The sequence below is a fragment of the Micromonospora sp. S-DT3-3-22 genome, assembly GCF_015354745.1.
Taxonomy (GTDB): Bacteria; Actinomycetota; Actinomycetes; order Mycobacteriales; family Micromonosporaceae; genus Micromonospora; species Micromonospora wenchangensis.
The window spans coordinates 1-15,803 of record NZ_JACGMO010000091.1 but is presented as its reverse complement, the minus strand read 5'-3'; the positions used below and the strand labels follow the sequence as shown (position 1 = coordinate 15,803).

Below are 15,803 nucleotides of genomic sequence, written 5' to 3'. Positions count from 1 at the left end.
GCTGCCCCGACATGATCTCCCGGTACGTACGCGCGGTGGAATGCCGCTTCGATGGCGCTGACCGCCTCTCACTTCACGAACGAAAGGCACTTCGGCGGCACCACCTGCCGAAGATAAGGTCGGTGCGTGGACGAGATGGACTGGGCCCTGCTGCGGGAGTTGCAGGCCGACGCGCGGCTGTCGTACAGCGAACTGTCCCGGCGGGTGCACCTGTCCCCGCCGGCGGTCGCCGAACGGGTCCGCCGGCTGGAGGAGTCCGGGGTGGTCACCGGCTACCACGCGCACGTCGACCTGGCCCGCGCCGGCCGGGGGGTGGTCGCGCTGATCCGGATGTCCTGTTACGGCCCCCGGTGCATCCTGCACGACCCGAACGTCGTCGACTGGCCGGAGATCCAGGAGATCCACCGGATCACCGGGGACGCGTGCAGCATGCTCAAGGTCGCCGCCGGCTCGATCGGGCAGTTCGAGGCGGTGATCGACCGACTCGCCCCGTACGGGCAGCCGTCCAGCACGATGGTGCTCTCCAGCCCGTTGCAGTGGCATCCGGTCACCCCGTTGCCGCCCGCCACCGACCCCGGGCGGGCCTGAGTCCGGGTTTGCCCCCGGGCCAGCGGGAATGCAGCCCCGCACACCCGTCGCAGGATTCCGGCGAACCGTCGCCGGGAGGGGGGAATCATGCGGGGGCTCACTCTGCACCGTCACGCCGTCCACGCCGTACTGGCGATGCTCACCCTGGTCGGGGTGTTCGTCCTGGCGGCGGCCACCCCGGCGCGCGCCGGGGAGAACACCTTCGTCGAGGTCACGCCGAACACCGCGCAGGCCGGCACCCGGGTCACCGTCCGGGCGAGTTGCGACAACGCCAACAACCAGCAGGCCACCGTGCACTCGGACGCCTTCGGGCGGGTGGTGCTGCGGCCCGACAACGGCTTCCTCACCGGTGCGGTCACCATCCCGGGCAACAAGCAGCCCGGGGACTATCCGGTGGACCTGAAGTGCGCCAACGGCAACACCGCCTCGACCATGCTGACCGTGCTGAACATGGCCCAGCCGAGCAAGGGCCCGGCGACCGGCGGCGGCGGGACCGCGGGCGACCGGGGCAGCGGTTCGCTGCTGCTGGTCGGCGGACTGGCCGTGGTGGCCGTGGCGGCCGGGCTCGGCGTCTTCGGCGGCAACCGCCGACGGACCCGGGCCGGTGCCTGACCACCTGTCGTCATGGCCCGCACCCGTTCCCGGCCGGCCGGCCACCGGTTGCGGGCGGCGGCCCGGCGTACCGTCCGGGTCGCCGCCGGCAGCCGGCGCGCCGCCGGCAGCCTCGCCGCCCGTACCCGCCGCGCCGCCGGGCGTTTCCGCCGGGTCGCCGGCCAGGCGTTCTCCGCCAGCTTGACCACCGCCGACCCGGTCACCCAGGCCCGTCCGGTACGCCCGGCGCCCCGGGCTGCGGCGTTCGGCGGCCGGTTCACCGGGTCCGGGCCGGGTCTGCCGGTGCTGGCGATCGCCGCGGTGATGCTGCTGATCGTGGCGATGCTCGGGGTGGAGCGGGTCACCGGGCTCAGCGTCCTGCCGGACCGGTTCGTGGCCGGCCTGCGCCCGCCACCGAAGCGGTTCCCGGTGCTGTCGGGCAGCCCGCCGACCCAGATCGCCATCTCCCGGATCGACGTGCGGGCCCCGGTGCACCAGGTGGGCATCGCCCCGGACGGCAGCATCGACGTCCCGGCCACCGCCCGCGCCCAGGAGGCCGGCTGGTACGACCAGGGCCCCACCCCCGGCCAGTACGGCCCGGCGGTGATCGTCGGGCACGTGGACACCACCACCGGGCCGGCGGTCTTCCACGGGCTGCGGGAACTGCGCGACGGCGACGAGATCGAGGTGACCCGGGCCGACCGCAAGGTCGCCGTGTTCACGGTCGACGAGGTGCGGCGGTACGGCAAGGAACGGTTGCCGGTCGACGAGATCTTCGGCGACTTCAGCCGCCCCAACCTGCGGCTGATCACCTGCGGCGGGCGCTGGGTCGGCGGCGGGACCGGCTACGCCGACAACGTGGTGGTGTACGCCACCCTGGTCCGGGCCCGCTGACCCGCGCCGGCGCACCCGATTGCGACGCCCGTCAGGCGGCTTCGGCCTCGCGCAGCGGCTCCCGCAGGTCGAGCCAGTCCGCCCAGCGCGGGTCGGGCGCGCGGTGGCCGAGCACCCGCCAGGCGGTGCCTTTCGGGGCCGCCGGCAGGCAGTGCAGCCGCCACCCCAGCTCGGCCGGGGTCTTGTCGCCCTTGGTGTGGTTGCACCGGGCGCAGGCCGCGACCACGTTCTCCCAGGCGTGCCGGCCCCCACGGCTGCGCGGGAAGACATGGTCGATGGTCTCGGCGGGACCCCGGCAGTAGGCGCAGCGGTTGCCGTCACGGGCGAAGATCGCCCGGCGGGAGAGCCCGACATGGGTGCGGTAGGGCACCCGGACGAACCGGGTCAGCCGTACCACCGAGGGGACGGGGAGCGCGTCGTGGGCGCTGTGCAGGATGCCGTCGCCGTCGGCGACACAGACGGCCTTGGCGGAGAGCACCAGGATCGCGGCGCGACGCACGGACACGACACACAGCGGCTCGTAGGTGGCGTTGAGGACCAGCGCGCCGGAGCCCACCGTGGGTCGTATGTCAGGCATCGTGCTCACCCTCCCGGTCCAGCCGCTCCCACCGCTGGCAGCGCCGGTCGGCCCCCGGGCAGCGGCGGGCCACGACCGACTCCGGCGGGATCACCGTCGTCCGTTGACGCCAATCGTCCCTGATCGGACCCGCGATTGCACGCACTAATCCGGGGTACCCGCGGAACCCTCCGCACGGTGTAGGAAGATGTCCGGTTCGGCACCGTACGATCGCGGGCCGGGGCGGGCGTGGTGGGTCGGCCGTCGGCCGTCCGGCCCCCTGCGGTACGAAGACAGGGTGAGCGTCGTCAGCCTGTCGTCCGTCGTCCTGTCCGCCGCCCCGAGTCCGGCCCCGAGCGGCAGCCCGGGTTCCGGGGGCAGCTCGGGTGCCGACTGTCTGGGCAGCACCTCCTGCGAGTACCTGTACCGGGTGACCGGGTCGGCCTGGTTCGCCGAGGGCAGCTACTGGATCCTGCTCAAGCCGCTGCGGGTGGTGCTGATCCTGCTGCTGGCGTTCGTGGCCCGCTGGGCGCTGCACCGGACGATCAACCGGCTGGTCCGGACCACCACCGACGGCGCGGTGCCCACCCTGCTGCGTCCGCTGCGTGAGCGGGTGCCCACCGCCACGCTCGACCCGACCGAGTTCGTCCCCGAGCGGCGTCGCCAGCGCGCCGAGGCGATCGGCTCGGTGCTGCGCAGCATGGTCACCGCCTTCGTCTTCGGCATCGCGCTGCTGATGATCCTGCGCGAGTTCAGCTTCGACCTGGCCCCGCTGCTGGCCAGCGCCGGCATCGCCGGGGTGGCACTCGGCTTCGGCGCGCAGAGCCTGGTGAAGGACCTGATCGCCGGGCTGTTCATGCTGATCGAGGACCAGTACGGCGTCGGTGACACGGTCGACCTGGGCGAGGCGACCGGGGTGGTCGAGTCGGTGGGGCTGCGGGTCACCACGGTCCGCGACGGTCGCGGGGTGCTCTGGTACATCCGCAACGGCGAGATCATCCGGGTGGGCAACAAGAGCCAGGGCTGGGCACTGGTCGTGATCGACCTGCCGATCGGGTTCGCCGGCACCGAGGAGGCCAACGCGGTGCTGCGGACGGCCGCCGCGTCGGTGGCGGTGGACCCGGAGCTGTCCCCCGACATCGTCGAGCCGCCCGAGGTACTCGGCGTGGAGCAGATGACCGTCGACGGCGCGGTGATCCGTACGGTGGTCAAGACCACGGCGGAGGGGCAGTTCGCGGTCGGCCGGGAGTTGCGCCGCCGGCTCGCCGAGGCGTTGGAGAACTCGGGCATCACCGCGCGGATCGCGGCGGCCCGGCTCTATCCGGGGCTGCCGCCGGTCGGCATGACCACCGGCACCGCCGCCCCGACCACCCCGCCGGCCGCCGGCCCCGCCGCTCCCTCCGGCCCGACGGGTCCGGCCGTCCCGGCTGCCCCGACGGGCACGAACGATCCGACGGCCCCGGGTGCCCCGACGGGCGCCGGCACCCCGGCGGGCACCGGCAGCACGGGTGCCGGGCGGCCCGGGGACAGCTGAAACCGCAGCTCATCATCCGTCCGACCCGGCCCGATGGTCGGGGCTCGCGCGCCGGTCGACCCCTCGGGTATCGTCCGTTCGTTCAGTCGGGGATGCGACGATCAATCCGTTCGCCCTAGTCAGTTGTCAGACGATCGGGCAGAATCCGGTGCACGCGTTCCCGGGAGCGTGATCACGTCATCGCTGATCCGCGAATCTGACGACGGGGCCCCGCCGGGCCATCACAAGTGGCCGGTGCCGGGGCACGATGGAGGCGACGGTGTCCGACGAGCGACCCGCCCCGGACCGGCCGGCCACCTTCCGCGAGGTGTTCGGGCAGGGGGAGTTCCGGGCGGTCTTCGCCGCCAGTGTCCTGTCCTGGGTCGGCGACTACGTCGCCAAGGCCGCCGTCACCGTGCTGGTCTACCAGGAGAGCCGCTCCGTCGCCCTGTCCGCCGCCGCGTTCGCGGTCAGCTACCTGCCGTGGCTGGTCGGCGGTCCGCTGCTCGCCGCGCTCGCCGAGCGGTACCGGCACCGGCGGGTGATGGTGACCTGCGACGTGATCCGGATGCTGCTGACCGTCCTGATCGTGCTGCCCGGCCTGCCGGTCTGGGCGATCCTCGCGTTGCTATTCGCCGCCACCCTGGCCAACCCGCCGAGCCAGGCGGCCCGCTCGGCGTTGCTGCCGGCGATCCTCACCGGGGACCGGCTGGTGCTCGGGCTGTCCCTCAACGCCAGCGCCAGCCAGGCCGCGCAGGTCGTCGGCTACCTGGCCGGCGCGGCGGTCGCCGCGGTCAGCCCGACGGCCGCGCTGCTGCTCAACGCGGCCACCTTCGGGCTGTCCGCGCTGCTCGTCCGGCTCGGCGTGCACGACCGGGAGCCGACGCTGAGCGCGGCGCACCGGACCCACCTGCTGCGGGAGACCGGCGAGGGGTTCCGGATCGTCTTCGGCACGCCCGTCCTGCGGGCGATCAGCCTGCTGGTGTTCAGCGCCATGCTCTTCTCGATCGTCCCGGAGGGACTGGCCGCCGCGTGGGCCGGCGAACGCTCCGGCAACGGCCTGGACTCGGGTGCCGCCCAGGCCGTCATCATGGCGGCCAACCCGGTCGGGTACATCGTCGGCGGACTGCTGGTCGGCCGGCTGGTGTCGCCCGCCGGCCGGCTCACCCTGATGCGACCGCTGGCGGTGCTCGCCCCGCTGGCCCTGGTGCCGGCGCTGCTGAACCCACCCCCGGTGGTGGTCGCCCTGCTCGCGGCGGCCTGCGGTTTCGCGGTCGCCGGCCTGATCCCGACGGCGAACGGCCTGTTCGTCCGGGCCCTGCCCAACGGCTACCGGGCCCGTGCCTTCGGTGTGATGGCCACCGGCATCCAGGTGATCCAGGGCGGCGCGGTGCTGGCCACCGGCCTGCTCGCCGACCGGTTCTCGGTGCCGGTGGTGGTCGGGGTGTGGAGCGCCGCCGGGGTGCTGCTGATGCTGGTCACCGCGCTGCGCTGGCCGGACCGGGCGACCGTCGACGCCGCCGTGAAGGCCGCCGACCTGGCCAACGCCGGCACCGGGTCACCGGCGGGCGACCGGCCCGAGTCGGCGACGCCCCGGCCCGGGGAGCGGGCCCGCCGGCGGCACGCTGTGACGTGATCGGCCGGTGGGCGGCGGTCGTGGCGTCGCCGTACCTGGCAGGATGGAACGGTGAATTCCGCAGGCGATCCCCGGCCCGTTCCGTCGACGACCTTCTTCGACGCGGTCGGTGGTGAGCCCACCTTCCGGCGGCTGGTCGACCGGTTCTACGCCGGCATCGCCGCCGATCCGCTGCTGCGCCCGATGTACCCGGAGGACGACCTCGGGCCGGCCACCGAGCGGATGACGCTGTTCCTGATGCAGTACTGGGGCGGCCCGAACACCTACTCGGCCCAGCGGGGGCATCCCCGGCTGCGGATGCGGCACGCGACGTTCCGGATCGGCCCGGCCGAGCGGGACGCCTGGCTGCGCCACATGCGCCGGGCGGTGGACGAGTTGGACCTGCCACCGGAGCCCGCCGCCACCCTCTGGGACTACCTGGAGCGGTCGGCCTACTTCATGGTCAACGTGATGGAGGACCCGGCCGTCGGCTGACCCGGCGGCCACGACGGCGCGGGCGGGACGTCGGGCCGGCTCAGAGCAGAGCGCCCTCGTCGTGCAGCCAGTCGACGAAGGTGGTCGCCACGGCCGCGCCGCAGTCGAGCATCTCCACCAGCAGCGCGTCGTGCGCCCCGGCGCCGAGCGGCACCTGCAACTCGGCGTAGATGGGCAACTGGCCGCGCTCGGTCGGGTCGCCGATGTACGCCTTGCAGAACCGGCGGGTGTGGTTCCACTCGTTGACCACCCGGTAGGCCCGGTCGGCCCAGTCCGGCGGGACGGTGGCGTGCGGGCGGGCCCGCATCACCAGGATCTCGTCCTCGGGGCCTTCGAGGGTCACCAGCACCGCGTGCCGTTCCCACATGGCCAGCAGGTTGCCGTCACCGTCGGCCAGGTAACGCACGTCGAGCAGGTCGAGCGCGTCGCACACCCGGGCCAGGGTGACCGGCGCCACGGAGGCCGGCCGGTCGGTCACGACGGGCCGATCGGTGCCGGGGCAGTCCTCCGCCGGCTGCCGGGGCGGCGGTGGCCCCACCCGGATGCTGTCCACCGAGACTCCGCTTCGAGTTTCCGGGTCGCCGCCAGCGGCGGGACCAGGGCGCCATGACCACCACGGCATCGCTCGCGCACCTCACTCCCCAGCGGATCCAATCGCCTACGGTGCGTTGGATCCGAGGATGGACGGTACCCGGACAGCCGGGTTGAGACACCCCCCCAACGGCAGCCCCAGCCCGGAAGAATGAGCCGGGGTCATACTTTCGGCTGATCCCGCGCCGGACGAATTGCGAGATCCGAAACTTTCCGCGACCAGGCGGCTCCGTATGGTCCCACCAGACCGACCCACCGGCCGGCCACCCGGACCTGGACCTCCCCCGCCGCGGTGACCTCGGCCGGGCCCAGGAAACCCATCCGGACCAACCCCTGCACCAGCCGTTGGGTGATCTCCACCGGGTCGGCCGGATCGGCGTCGGGAGTGACGGTCACCGCCACGTGGTCCAGCAGCGCCTCCCGCAGCATCCGCTGCCCCACCGCACGCCCGCGCACCCCCTCGGCGGCGGCGGTGCGCAGGGTGCCCGCTGCGGCCTCGGCGATGCGCCGCAGCTCGGCGGCGGGCAGCACCTCGACCGGGCGGCTCACCACCGGGGGCAGCGGCCACCGCCACCGCTCGTCGCGGCCGGGCGGCAGCGCGGTGTCGGCGTCGGCCAACCGGGCCAGCAGCTCGGCCGCGTCCACGGTGACGTCGGCCGGGGCGCTCCCGGCCACCGTCCGGACCACCAGCACGTCCCACGGTAGCCGGGCCCAGAGGGCGGTACGGCCGACGCCGGGCAGCGGGCGTAGCCGGACCACCGTGGCCGGGTCGAGGCGGACCAGCCGGGCCAGGAAGGCCCCCGCGTCGTCCGCCCCGGCCAACCCGTGCTCCGGCCGGACGGTGGCCCCGCCGTTCACGCCGCCCCGTCGGTCAGGGCCCACGACTCCAGGAAGGCCCGTTCGTCGTCGCTGATCCGCCGGGGCCGCTTCTCCACGAGGTCGAACGGGACCAGCACCGAGCGGGCGGTGCTGGCCAGCACGTCGCCGTCGTACAGCTCGTAGGCGACGGTGAACGAAGCGGCCCGGATGCGCTCCACCCACAGTTCGATCCGGACGGTCGGCGCGGCCTGGGCGGTGGCCCGGCCGAGCGCGTAGTCGACCGGACGCAGGTAGTCGACCTCGTGCCGGCGGATGACGACCCCGTCGGCGAACGAGCCGACCCCCCACGCCTTGCCACCGGCGAACATCAACGCCACCCGCGCCTCCTCGTACAGGGTGAGGAAGCGCGAGTTGTTGACGTGGCCGTACGCGTCCAGGTCGGACCAGCGCAGGGTGCAGTGGTAGACGAAACGGTCCGCCATGCTCAGTCGCGGGTCAGCTTGCGGTAGGTCACCCGGTGCGGCCGGGCCGCCTCCGCCCCGAGCCGGTCGATCTTGTTCTTCTCGTACGCGTCGAAGTTGCCCTCGAACCAGAACCACTTCGCCGGGTTCTCGTCGTCGCCCTCCCAGGCCAGGATGTGGGTGGCGACCCGGTCGAGGAACATCCGGTCGTGGGAGATCACCACGGCGCAGCCGGGGAACTCCAGCAGGGCGTTCTCCAGGCTGGACAGCGTCTCGACGTCGAGGTCGTTGGTCGGCTCGTCGAGCAGGATGACGTTGCCGCCGATCTTGAGGGTCAGCGCCAGGTTGAGCCGGTTGCGCTCGCCACCGGAGAGCACCTTGGTCGGCTTCTGCTGGTCCGGCCCCTTGAAGCCGAACGCCGCGATGTACGCCCGGGACGGCATCTCGACCTTGCCCACCATCAGGTAGTCGAGACCGTCGGAGACGACCTCCCAGACGGTCTTGTCGCCGTGCAGGCCCTCCCGGTTCTGGTCGACGTACGACAGCGACACGGTGGGGCCGACCCGGACCTCGCCGCCGGTCGGCTGCTCCAACCCGACGATGGTCTTGAACAGGGTGGTCTTGCCGACGCCGTTCGGGCCGATGATGCCGACGATGCCGTTGCGCGGCAGCGAGAACGACAGGTCGTCGATGAGCAGCCGGTCGCCGAAGCCCTTGCTGAGGTGGTTGGCCTCGATGACCGTGCTGCCCAGGCGCGGGCCCGGCGGGATCTGGATCTCCTCGAAGTCCAGCTTGCGGGTCTTCTCCGCCTCGGCGGCCATCTCGTCGTAGCGGTCCAGCCGGGCCTTGGACTTGGTCTGCCGGGCCTTGGCGTTGGAGCGGACCCACTCCAGTTCCTCGGTGAGCCGCTTCTTCATCTTGGCGTCGCGGCGCCCCTCGACGGCCAGCCGGGCGGCCTTCTTCTCCAGGTAGGTGGAGTAGTTGCCCTCGTACGGGTACGTCCGGCCGCGGTCCAGCTCCAGGATCCAGTTGGCCACGTTGTCGAGGAAGTACCGGTCGTGGGTGATCGCCATGACGGTGCCGGCGTACTTGGCCAGGTGCTGCTCCAGCCAGGACACGCTCTCCGCGTCGAGGTGGTTGGTGGGCTCGTCGAGCAGCAGCAGGTCGGGCGCCTCCAGCAGCAGCTTGCACAGCGCGACCCGGCGGCGCTCCCCACCGGAGAGCTGGGTGACGTCGGCGTCCGGCGGCGGGCAGCGCAGCGCGTCCATGGCCAGTTCGAGCTTGGAGTCGATGTCCCAGGCGTCGAGGTGGTCCAGCTCCTCCTGGAGCCGGCCCATCTCCTCCATCAGCTCGTCGGAGTAGTCGGTGGCCATCTGTTCGGCGATGGCGTTGAACCGGTCCAGCTTGGCCTTGGTCCCGGCGACCGCCTCCTCGACGTTGCCGAGCACGGTCTTGCTGTCGTTGAGCGGGGGCTCCTGGGCGAGCATCCCGACGGTGTAGCCGGGCATCAGCCGGGCCTCGCCGTTGCTCGGCTTGTCCAGCCCTGCCATGATCTTGAGGAGGCTGGACTTACCGGCGCCGTTCGGGCCGACCACACCGATCTTGGCCCCCGGCAGGAAGTTCAGCGTCACGTTGTCGAGCACGACCTTGTCGCCGTGCGCCTTGCGCGCCTTTTCCAGGACGTAGATGAACTGGGCCACGGTGCGGGGTACCTCCGTCGGTTACTGTCGCGGGCTCGCGGGTGCGTCGGCGCGGGCTCCGACCTCCACCCGCCGCCGGCCGGGGGCCGGCCACGCGCACGCCGTCGTCAATCCTGACAGGTACGGCCGGCCGCGCCCACATCACCCCGCCCGGTCCGGTCCGCGCCGGGTCCGCCACCGCTGAGCTGGCGATGTTGACAAGATCACGGTACGGGTTCAGCGGCCGTGGGACGGGTAGGTAAGTCCGGCACGGGGTCCCAGACGCCGCAGCTACGCTCAGTACGCTCATCGCGGTGGACCCGTCAGCACCCGGAGGTGGCCGATCGTGACCGTCCGTAGCTCCTTTGTCGTTGTGGCCAACCGACTGCCGGTCGACGAGGTGAGCACACCCGAGGGACGACAGTGGCGGCGCAGCCCGGGTGGGCTGGTCACCGCGCTGCACCCCGTCCTCGCCGAGCACCGGGGCACCTGGGTCGGCTGGGCCGGTGGCACCGGCGCCGCCCCGGAGCCGTTCGACCTGGAGGGCATCCGGCTGCACCCGGTGCCGTTGAGCGCCGAGGAGTTGGAACGCTACTACGAGGGCCAGTCCAACGCGACCATCTGGCCGCTCTATCACGACGCCGTCGAGACACCCGCCTACAAGCGCCGCTGGCGGGAGGCGTACCGGCTGGTCAACGCCCGGTTCGCGGAGGCGGCGGCGGACGTCGCGGCCGAGGGCGCGACGGTCTGGGTGCAGGATTACCAGCTCCAGCTGGTCCCGGCGATGCTGCGTGAGCTGCGGCCGGATCTGAAGATCGGCTTCTTCCTGCACATCCCGTTCCCGCCGATCGAGCTGTTCATGCAGATGCCGTTCCGCACCGAGATCCTGCGCGGTCTGCTCGGCAGCGACCTGGTCGGTTTCCAGCAGCGGCTGGCCGCGCAGAACTTCGTCCGGCTGGCCCGGCACCTGCTCGGGCTGCGCTACGAGGGCCAGATGATCCAGGTCGACGGGCGGCAGGTGAAGGCGGGCGCGTTCCCGATCTCCATCGAGACCAAGGAGATGGAGCGGCTGGCCGAGGACCCGGCGATCCAGGCCCGCGCCAAGCAGATCCGCGAGGAGCTGGGCAACCCGAAGACGATCATCCTGGGCGTCGACCGGCTCGACTACACGAAGGGCATCGAACTCCGACTCAAGGCCTTCCGGGAACTCCTTGCTGACGGAAAGTTGACAGTTCCGGACGCGGTTATGGTGCAGGTCGCCACCCCCAGCCGGGAGCGCGTGGAGCACTACCAGGCACTTCGGGTCAAGGTGGAACGCGAGGTTGGTCGGATTAACGGCGAATTCGGCAGGGTCGGCGTGCCGGCGGTGCATTATCTGCATCAGTCGTACAGTCGCAGCGAACTGGCCGCGATGTACGTCGCGGCCGACGTGATGATGGTGACCCCGCTGCGAGACGGAATGAACCTGGTGGCCAAGGAGTACGTCGCATCGCGCGCCGACCAGGGCGGTGCGCTCGTGCTCAGTGAGTTCGCCGGCGCCGCCACCGAGCTGCGCCAGGCGTTCCTGTGCAATCCGCACGACCCCGACGCCGTCAAGGACGCCCTCCTGCGGGCTGTACACGTAGAGAAGCCGGAGGCCCGTCGACGCATGCGGATCATGCAACGTCACCTGCGCACCCACGATGTGGGGCACTGGGCGAAGTCCTTTCTGACCGAGTTGGGCGCACCGGGGACGGAGGCCGAGTGAACGCCCCCACCGCCGAGATCATCACCCCCGCCGCCGGGACGATGGACCCGGAGCTGCTCGCCGCGATCGGACGCATCGCCCGCGTACCGCAGCTCCTGGTCGCCTGCGACTACGACGGCACCCTCGCGCCGATCGTGGAGGACCCGAGCAAGGCCGTGCCGCTGCCCGAGTCGGTCGCCGCCGTCCGGGCGCTGGCCTCGCTGCCGCAGACCACCGTCGCGGTGGTCTCCGGGCGGGCGCTGCGCGACCTGGCCGCGCTGTCCCGGCTGCCCAACGAGATCCACCTCGTCGGCAGCCACGGCTCCGAGTTCGACATCGGCTTCGTCGAGCGGCTCTCCCCCGAACTGGTCGCCGTGCGCACCCGGCTGCGCGACGCGCTGCGCGAGATCGCCCTGGCCCACCCGGGGGTACGGCTGGAACGCAAGCCGGCAAGCGTCGCGGTGCACACCCGCGGGGTCGACCCGCAGGTCGCCGCCGCGGCCGTCGAGGCGGTCCGCAACGGGCCGGCGAAGTGGGACGACGTCACCGTCACCCAGGGCAAGGAGGTCATCGAGCTGTCGGTGGTCGCCACCCACAAGGGCACCGCGGTCGATCAGCTCCGCACCCAGCTCTCGGCCAGCGCGGTGCTGTTCATCGGCGACGACGTCACCGACGAGAACGCCTTCGGCAACCTGCACGGCCCCGACCTGGGCATCAAGATCGGCCCCGGGGACACCCAGGCGCACTACCGGGTGGCCGAGCCGATCGAGGCGGCCCGCGCGCTCGGCCTGCTGCTGGAGACCCGTCGGCACTGGCTCTTCGGCGAGCGGGCGGTGCCGATCGAGCGGCACTCGATGCTGGCCAACGGCCGTACCGTCGCGTTGCTCACCCCCGAGGCCAAGGTGAGCTGGCTCTGCCACCCCAAGCCGGACTCGGCGGCGATCTTCGCCGACCTGGTCGGCGGCAGCCCGGCCGGGCACTTCACGGTCGGGCCGGAGCGGGGCGGCATCCCGCTGGGCCAGCGCTACCGCAACGGCACGATGACCGTGGAGACCCGTTGGTCGGGGCTCACCGTCACCGACTGGCTGGACCTGCCGGCCCGGGAGACCACCCCGGACGGCCCGGCCGTCATCACCGGCGACTCCACCCTGGTCCGGGTGCTCACCGGCTCCGGGCGGGCCCGCGTCGAGTTCGCCCCGCGTCCCGAGTTCGGGCAGGTCGCCACGCAGCTCCAACCGATGGACGACGGCCTGCTGGTGCTCGGCTCCAACGAGCCCGTCGCGCTCTACTCCCCCGGGGTGACCTGGCAGGTCCGCAACGACGGCGGCTACGAGACCGCGCACGCCGTGGTCGACCTCTCCGCCACCGGCGGCCAGGTGGTGCTGGAGCTGCGCTTCGGCACGCACAGCCTGGAGGACCACGCGGTCGGCATCCACGAACGGCAGGCCCGGGCCGAGCAGCCCTGGAAGGACTGGGTGGCCTCGCTGCGGCTGCCCGCCACCGCCCGGGACCTGGTCGCCCGCAGCGCGCTCACCCTGCGCGGCCTCTGCCACGAGGCGACCGGCTCGATCCTGGCGGCGGCGACCACCTCGCTGCCGGAGGAGCTGGGCGGCGTCCGCAACTGGGACTACCGGTACTGCTGGCTGCGGGACGCGGCGATGACCGCCCGGGCCCTGGTCGACCTCGGCTCGATCGAGGAGGCCGAGGCGCTGCTGCGTTGGGTGGACGGCTGCATCGAGCGCACCGGCGGGCACCCCGAGCGGCTGCACCCGCTCTACACCGTGGACGGCTACGAGCTGGGCGCCGAGGCGGTCATCGACACCCTGCCCGGGTACGCCGGCTCCCGGCCGGTCCGGGTCGGCAACCTCGCCAACCACCAGCTCCAACTGGACGTCTTCGGCCCGATCGCCGACCTGATCGCGGCCGTCGCCGACGCCCGGGGTTCGGTCCGCGACGACGAGTGGCGGGTGCTGGACAACATGGTCGAGGCGGTCCGCCGCCGCTGGCACGAACCCGACCACGGCATCTGGGAGGCCCGCCTCCCGCCCCGGCACCACATCTTCTCCAAGGTGATGTGCTGGATGACCGTCGACCGGGCCCTGCACGTGGTGCGCCAGCACGACGGCGAGGACCGGCCGGAGTGGGTGGAGCTGCGCGACCGGATCGGCGCCAACGTGCTGGAGAACGGCTGGCACGAGGAGGTCGAGGCGTACAGCGTCGCGTACGGCGACGAGGACATGGACGCCTCGTCGCTCTGGATCGGGCTGTCCGGCCTGCTCCCGGGCGACGACCCACGCTTCCTCTCCACCGTGCTCAAGATCGAGGCGGATCTGCGCAGCGGCCCGGTCGTCTACCGCTACCACTGGGACGACGGGCTGCCGGGCCGGGAGGGTGGCTTCCACATCTGCACGGCGTGGCTGATCGAGGCGTACCTGCGCACCGGTCGGCGTACCGACGCCGAGGAGCTGTTCGCCCAGATGGTCGACACCGCCGGCCCGACCGGGCTGCTCCCCGAGCAGTACGACCCGCTGGCCGAGCGCGGGCTGGGCAACCACCCGCAGGCGTACAGCCACCTCGGGCTGATCCGCTGCGCCCTGCTGCTGGACAACATGCTCAAGCAGTAGCGACAGCTCGACCCGCCACCTCGGCCCACCCGGCCGAGGTGGCGGCATCCCTCTCAAGACCGCCTCTTGTGGGCCGATGTAGCGGTATCCCTCGTCGTGGATACCGCAACATCGGCCCAGGCGAGTCGATCAAGACGCGGGCGTGGTCAGGGCGTCAGGGCGTCGACCACGTCGCCGATCACCACGATGGCCGGGGGCCGCAGGCCCGCCGCGACCACGTCGGCCGCCACCGCGCCGAGCGTCGACCGCAGGCTGCGCTGCCCACCCGTGGTGCCCTCCTGGATCACCGCGACCGGGGTGGCCGCGTCCCGGCCGTGCCGGGTCAGGGTGTCGGCGATGGCGGCCAGGTTCTTGAGCCCCATCAGCACCACCAGGGTGCCCCGCAGACCGGCGAGGGCCTCCCAGCGCACCAGGGAGACCGGTGAGTCCGGGGCGACGTGCCCGGAGACCACCGTGAACTCGTGCGCCACCGACCGGTGGGTGACCGGGACACCGGCCACCGCCGGCACGGCCACCGCGCTGGTCACCCCGGGCACCACGGTCACCGGCACGCCGGCCGCCGCGCAGGCCAGCAGTTCCTCCCCGCCGCGCCCGAAGACGTACGGGTCGCCGCCCTTGAGCCGGACCACGACCTTCCCGGCGAGCGCCCGGTCGACCAGGATCCGGTTGATCTCCTCCTGAGCCCGGGACGGCCCGTAGGGGATCTTCGCCGCGTCGACCAGTTCGACGTCGGGGCGCAGTTCGTCCAGGAGCAGCCCGGGCACCAGCCGGTCGGCGACCACCACGTCCGCCTCGGTGAGCAGCCGCCACCCCTTGACGGTGATCAGCTCCGGGTCGCCCGGTCCCGCGCCGACCAGGGACACCCGCCCGACCGGCCCACCGGGCGGCACCGCCCCGCCGCCGGACCCGGCCGTCGCCGAAGGCTGCTGGTCCGCGACAGCCCCGGCCGGTGCCGGAGCCTGCGGGCCGCCGACACCCCCGGCCGGTGCCGGGGCGTCCCGGCTCGACCCTGCCGGGCCGACGGCCAGCCCGGTCCGCGCGGTGAGCAGCTCCCGGACGGCGTCCCGGACGGCCATCGCCCGGTGCGGGTCCCCCCCGCCCAGCACGGCCACCGTCACCGTTCCGTGCCGGGTCACCGCCGGGGTCCACGCGGTGGCCGCCGTCCGGTCGTCGGCCCGGACGCAGAAGATCCGCCGTTCGGCGGCGGCGGCGCTGACCGAGGCGGCGGCGTGCGGATCGTCCACCGCGACCTGGACCAGCCACGCCCCGTCGAGGTCGTCGGGGGCGAACCGGCGGGGTCGCCAGTGCAGCCGTCCGGCGTCGACGTGCGCGCGTAACGCGGGGGTGACCTCGGGGCTGACCAGCAGCACGTCGGCCCCGGCGTCCAGCAGGGCGGGTACCCGCCGGCTGGCCACGGCGCCGCCGCCCACCACGACCACCCGCCGCCCGGCGAGCCGCAGGCCGAGGGGGTACGGGTTGGTGCTCACTTCTCGGAGACCCCCGCCGCGTCGAAGGTGGCCACCTCGTGCAGCACCCGGACCGCGCCGGTGACCACCGGCAGGGCCAGCAGCGCGCCGGTGCCCTCGCCGAGGCGCAGGCCGAGGTCGACGAGCGGGTCGAGACCGAGGTGGCGCAGCGCCACGGTGGCGCC

General features: G+C 73.0%; 14 protein-coding genes and 1 pseudogene. 8 read left to right on the top strand and 7 right to left on the bottom strand.

Features of this window, described 5'->3' with window-relative positions:
* Positions 1–126 precede the first annotated feature (126 nt).
* The 3 genes from H1A17_RS23570 (at position 127) to H1A17_RS23560 (ending at position 2,073) form a co-directional block, all read left to right on the top strand.
* Positions 127–588, top strand: coding sequence for an Lrp/AsnC family transcriptional regulator (locus tag H1A17_RS23570; RefSeq protein ID WP_145921348.1), 462 nt, complete (start codon positions 127–129; stop codon positions 586–588).
* 87 nt (positions 589–675) lie between these two features.
* Positions 676–1,200, top strand: coding sequence for a hypothetical protein (locus H1A17_RS23565; RefSeq protein ID WP_228544104.1), 525 nt, complete (start codon positions 676–678; stop codon positions 1,198–1,200).
* Positions 1,201–1,248: 48 nt separating this feature from the next.
* Positions 1,249–2,073: a class F sortase gene (locus H1A17_RS23560; protein WP_228544110.1), complete on the top strand. Its 825-nt coding sequence runs from the start codon at positions 1,249–1,251 to the stop codon at positions 2,071–2,073.
* A 31-nt stretch (positions 2,074–2,104) separates the two neighbouring features.
* On the opposite strand, the gene H1A17_RS23555 is transcribed toward H1A17_RS23560, so the two are convergent.
* Positions 2,105–2,650: an HNH endonuclease gene (locus H1A17_RS23555; protein ID WP_088646592.1), complete on the bottom strand. Its 546-nt coding sequence runs from the start codon at positions 2,648–2,650 to the stop codon at positions 2,105–2,107.
* A gap of 259 nt (positions 2,651–2,909) precedes the next feature.
* On the opposite strand from H1A17_RS23555, the pseudogene H1A17_RS23550 reads away from it, so the two are divergent.
* From H1A17_RS23550 to H1A17_RS23540, 3 genes and pseudogenes are all read left to right on the top strand, one after another.
* Positions 2,910–4,004 (top strand): annotated as a pseudogene (locus tag H1A17_RS23550) (mechanosensitive ion channel family protein); the annotation flags it as partial.
* A 406-nt stretch (positions 4,005–4,410) separates the two neighbouring features.
* Positions 4,411–5,778 carry an MFS transporter gene (locus H1A17_RS23545; protein ID WP_145921350.1) on the top strand — a complete coding sequence of 456 codons (1,368 nt, stop codon included), beginning with the start codon at positions 4,411–4,413 and terminating at the stop codon, positions 5,776–5,778.
* A 51-nt stretch (positions 5,779–5,829) separates the two neighbouring features.
* A complete protein-coding gene (locus tag H1A17_RS23540; protein WP_194822919.1) occupies positions 5,830–6,252 on the top strand; it encodes a globin in 423 nt (140 codons plus the stop codon).
* A 40-nt stretch (positions 6,253–6,292) separates the two neighbouring features.
* Here the strand turns inward: H1A17_RS23540 and H1A17_RS23535 are convergent, their stop codons facing one another.
* From H1A17_RS23535 to ettA, 4 genes are all read right to left on the bottom strand, one after another.
* Positions 6,293–6,874, bottom strand: a complete 582-nt coding sequence (locus H1A17_RS23535) for a YbjN domain-containing protein (protein WP_088646589.1) — start codon at positions 6,872–6,874, stop codon at positions 6,293–6,295.
* Between the two features lie 131 nt (positions 6,875–7,005).
* Entirely contained in the window at positions 7,006–7,725 is a 720-nt protein-coding gene (locus tag H1A17_RS23530) for a hypothetical protein (protein ID WP_240762368.1), read from the bottom strand.
* Entirely contained in the window at positions 7,698–8,144 is a 447-nt protein-coding gene (locus H1A17_RS23525; protein ID WP_088646587.1) for a thioesterase family protein, read from the bottom strand. The genes H1A17_RS23530 and H1A17_RS23525 overlap by 28 nt, the downstream gene beginning before the upstream one ends.
* Before the next feature lie 2 nt (positions 8,145–8,146).
* On the bottom strand, positions 8,147–9,823 hold the full coding sequence (ettA, locus tag H1A17_RS23520) for an energy-dependent translational throttle protein EttA (RefSeq protein WP_145921352.1): 1,677 nt from the start codon (positions 9,821–9,823) through the stop codon (positions 8,147–8,149).
* Positions 9,824–10,148: 325 nt separating this feature from the next.
* Here ettA and H1A17_RS23515 point away from each other — a divergent pair, with 325 nt between their 5' ends.
* Complete coding sequence (locus H1A17_RS23515; RefSeq protein WP_088646585.1) at positions 10,149–11,549, top strand: trehalose-6-phosphate synthase; 1,401 nt, start codon at positions 10,149–10,151, stop codon at positions 11,547–11,549.
* A 41-nt stretch (positions 11,550–11,590) separates the two neighbouring features.
* Positions 11,591–14,152: a trehalose-phosphatase gene (gene otsB, locus H1A17_RS23510; protein ID WP_145923001.1), complete on the top strand. Its 2,562-nt coding sequence runs from the start codon at positions 11,591–11,593 to the stop codon at positions 14,150–14,152.
* 146 nt (positions 14,153–14,298) lie between these two features.
* Here otsB and cobA read toward each other — a convergent pair whose 3' ends face one another.
* Positions 14,299–15,639 carry a uroporphyrinogen-III C-methyltransferase gene (gene cobA / locus H1A17_RS23505; protein ID WP_194822918.1) on the bottom strand — a complete coding sequence of 447 codons (1,341 nt, stop codon included), beginning with the start codon at positions 15,637–15,639 and terminating at the stop codon, positions 14,299–14,301.
* Positions 15,636–15,803: nicotinate-nucleotide--dimethylbenzimidazole phosphoribosyltransferase (locus H1A17_RS23500; RefSeq protein WP_194822917.1), on the bottom strand; the 168-nt coding region annotated here is incomplete at its 5' end. The genes cobA and H1A17_RS23500, both read right to left, overlap by 4 nt.

What these genes read in the sequence shown, in the direction of transcription:
- H1A17_RS23565 (WP_228544104.1), top strand. Translation starts at nt 676, where the DNA reads ATGCGGGGGCTCACTCTGCACCGTCACGCCGTCCACGCCGTACTGGCG.
- H1A17_RS23555 (WP_088646592.1), bottom strand. Translation starts at nt 2,650, where the DNA reads ATGCCTGACATACGACCCACGGTGGGCTCCGGCGCGCTGGTCCTCAAC.
- H1A17_RS23545 (WP_145921350.1), top strand. Translation starts at nt 4,411, where the DNA reads ATGGAGGCGACGGTGTCCGACGAGCGACCCGCCCCGGACCGGCCGGCC.
- H1A17_RS23535 (WP_088646589.1), bottom strand. Translation starts at nt 6,874, where the DNA reads ATGCCGTGGTGGTCATGGCGCCCTGGTCCCGCCGCTGGCGGCGACCCG.
- H1A17_RS23525 (WP_088646587.1), bottom strand. Translation starts at nt 8,144, where the DNA reads ATGGCGGACCGTTTCGTCTACCACTGCACCCTGCGCTGGTCCGACCTG.
- otsB (WP_145923001.1), top strand. Translation starts at nt 11,591, where the DNA reads ATGGACCCGGAGCTGCTCGCCGCGATCGGACGCATCGCCCGCGTACCG.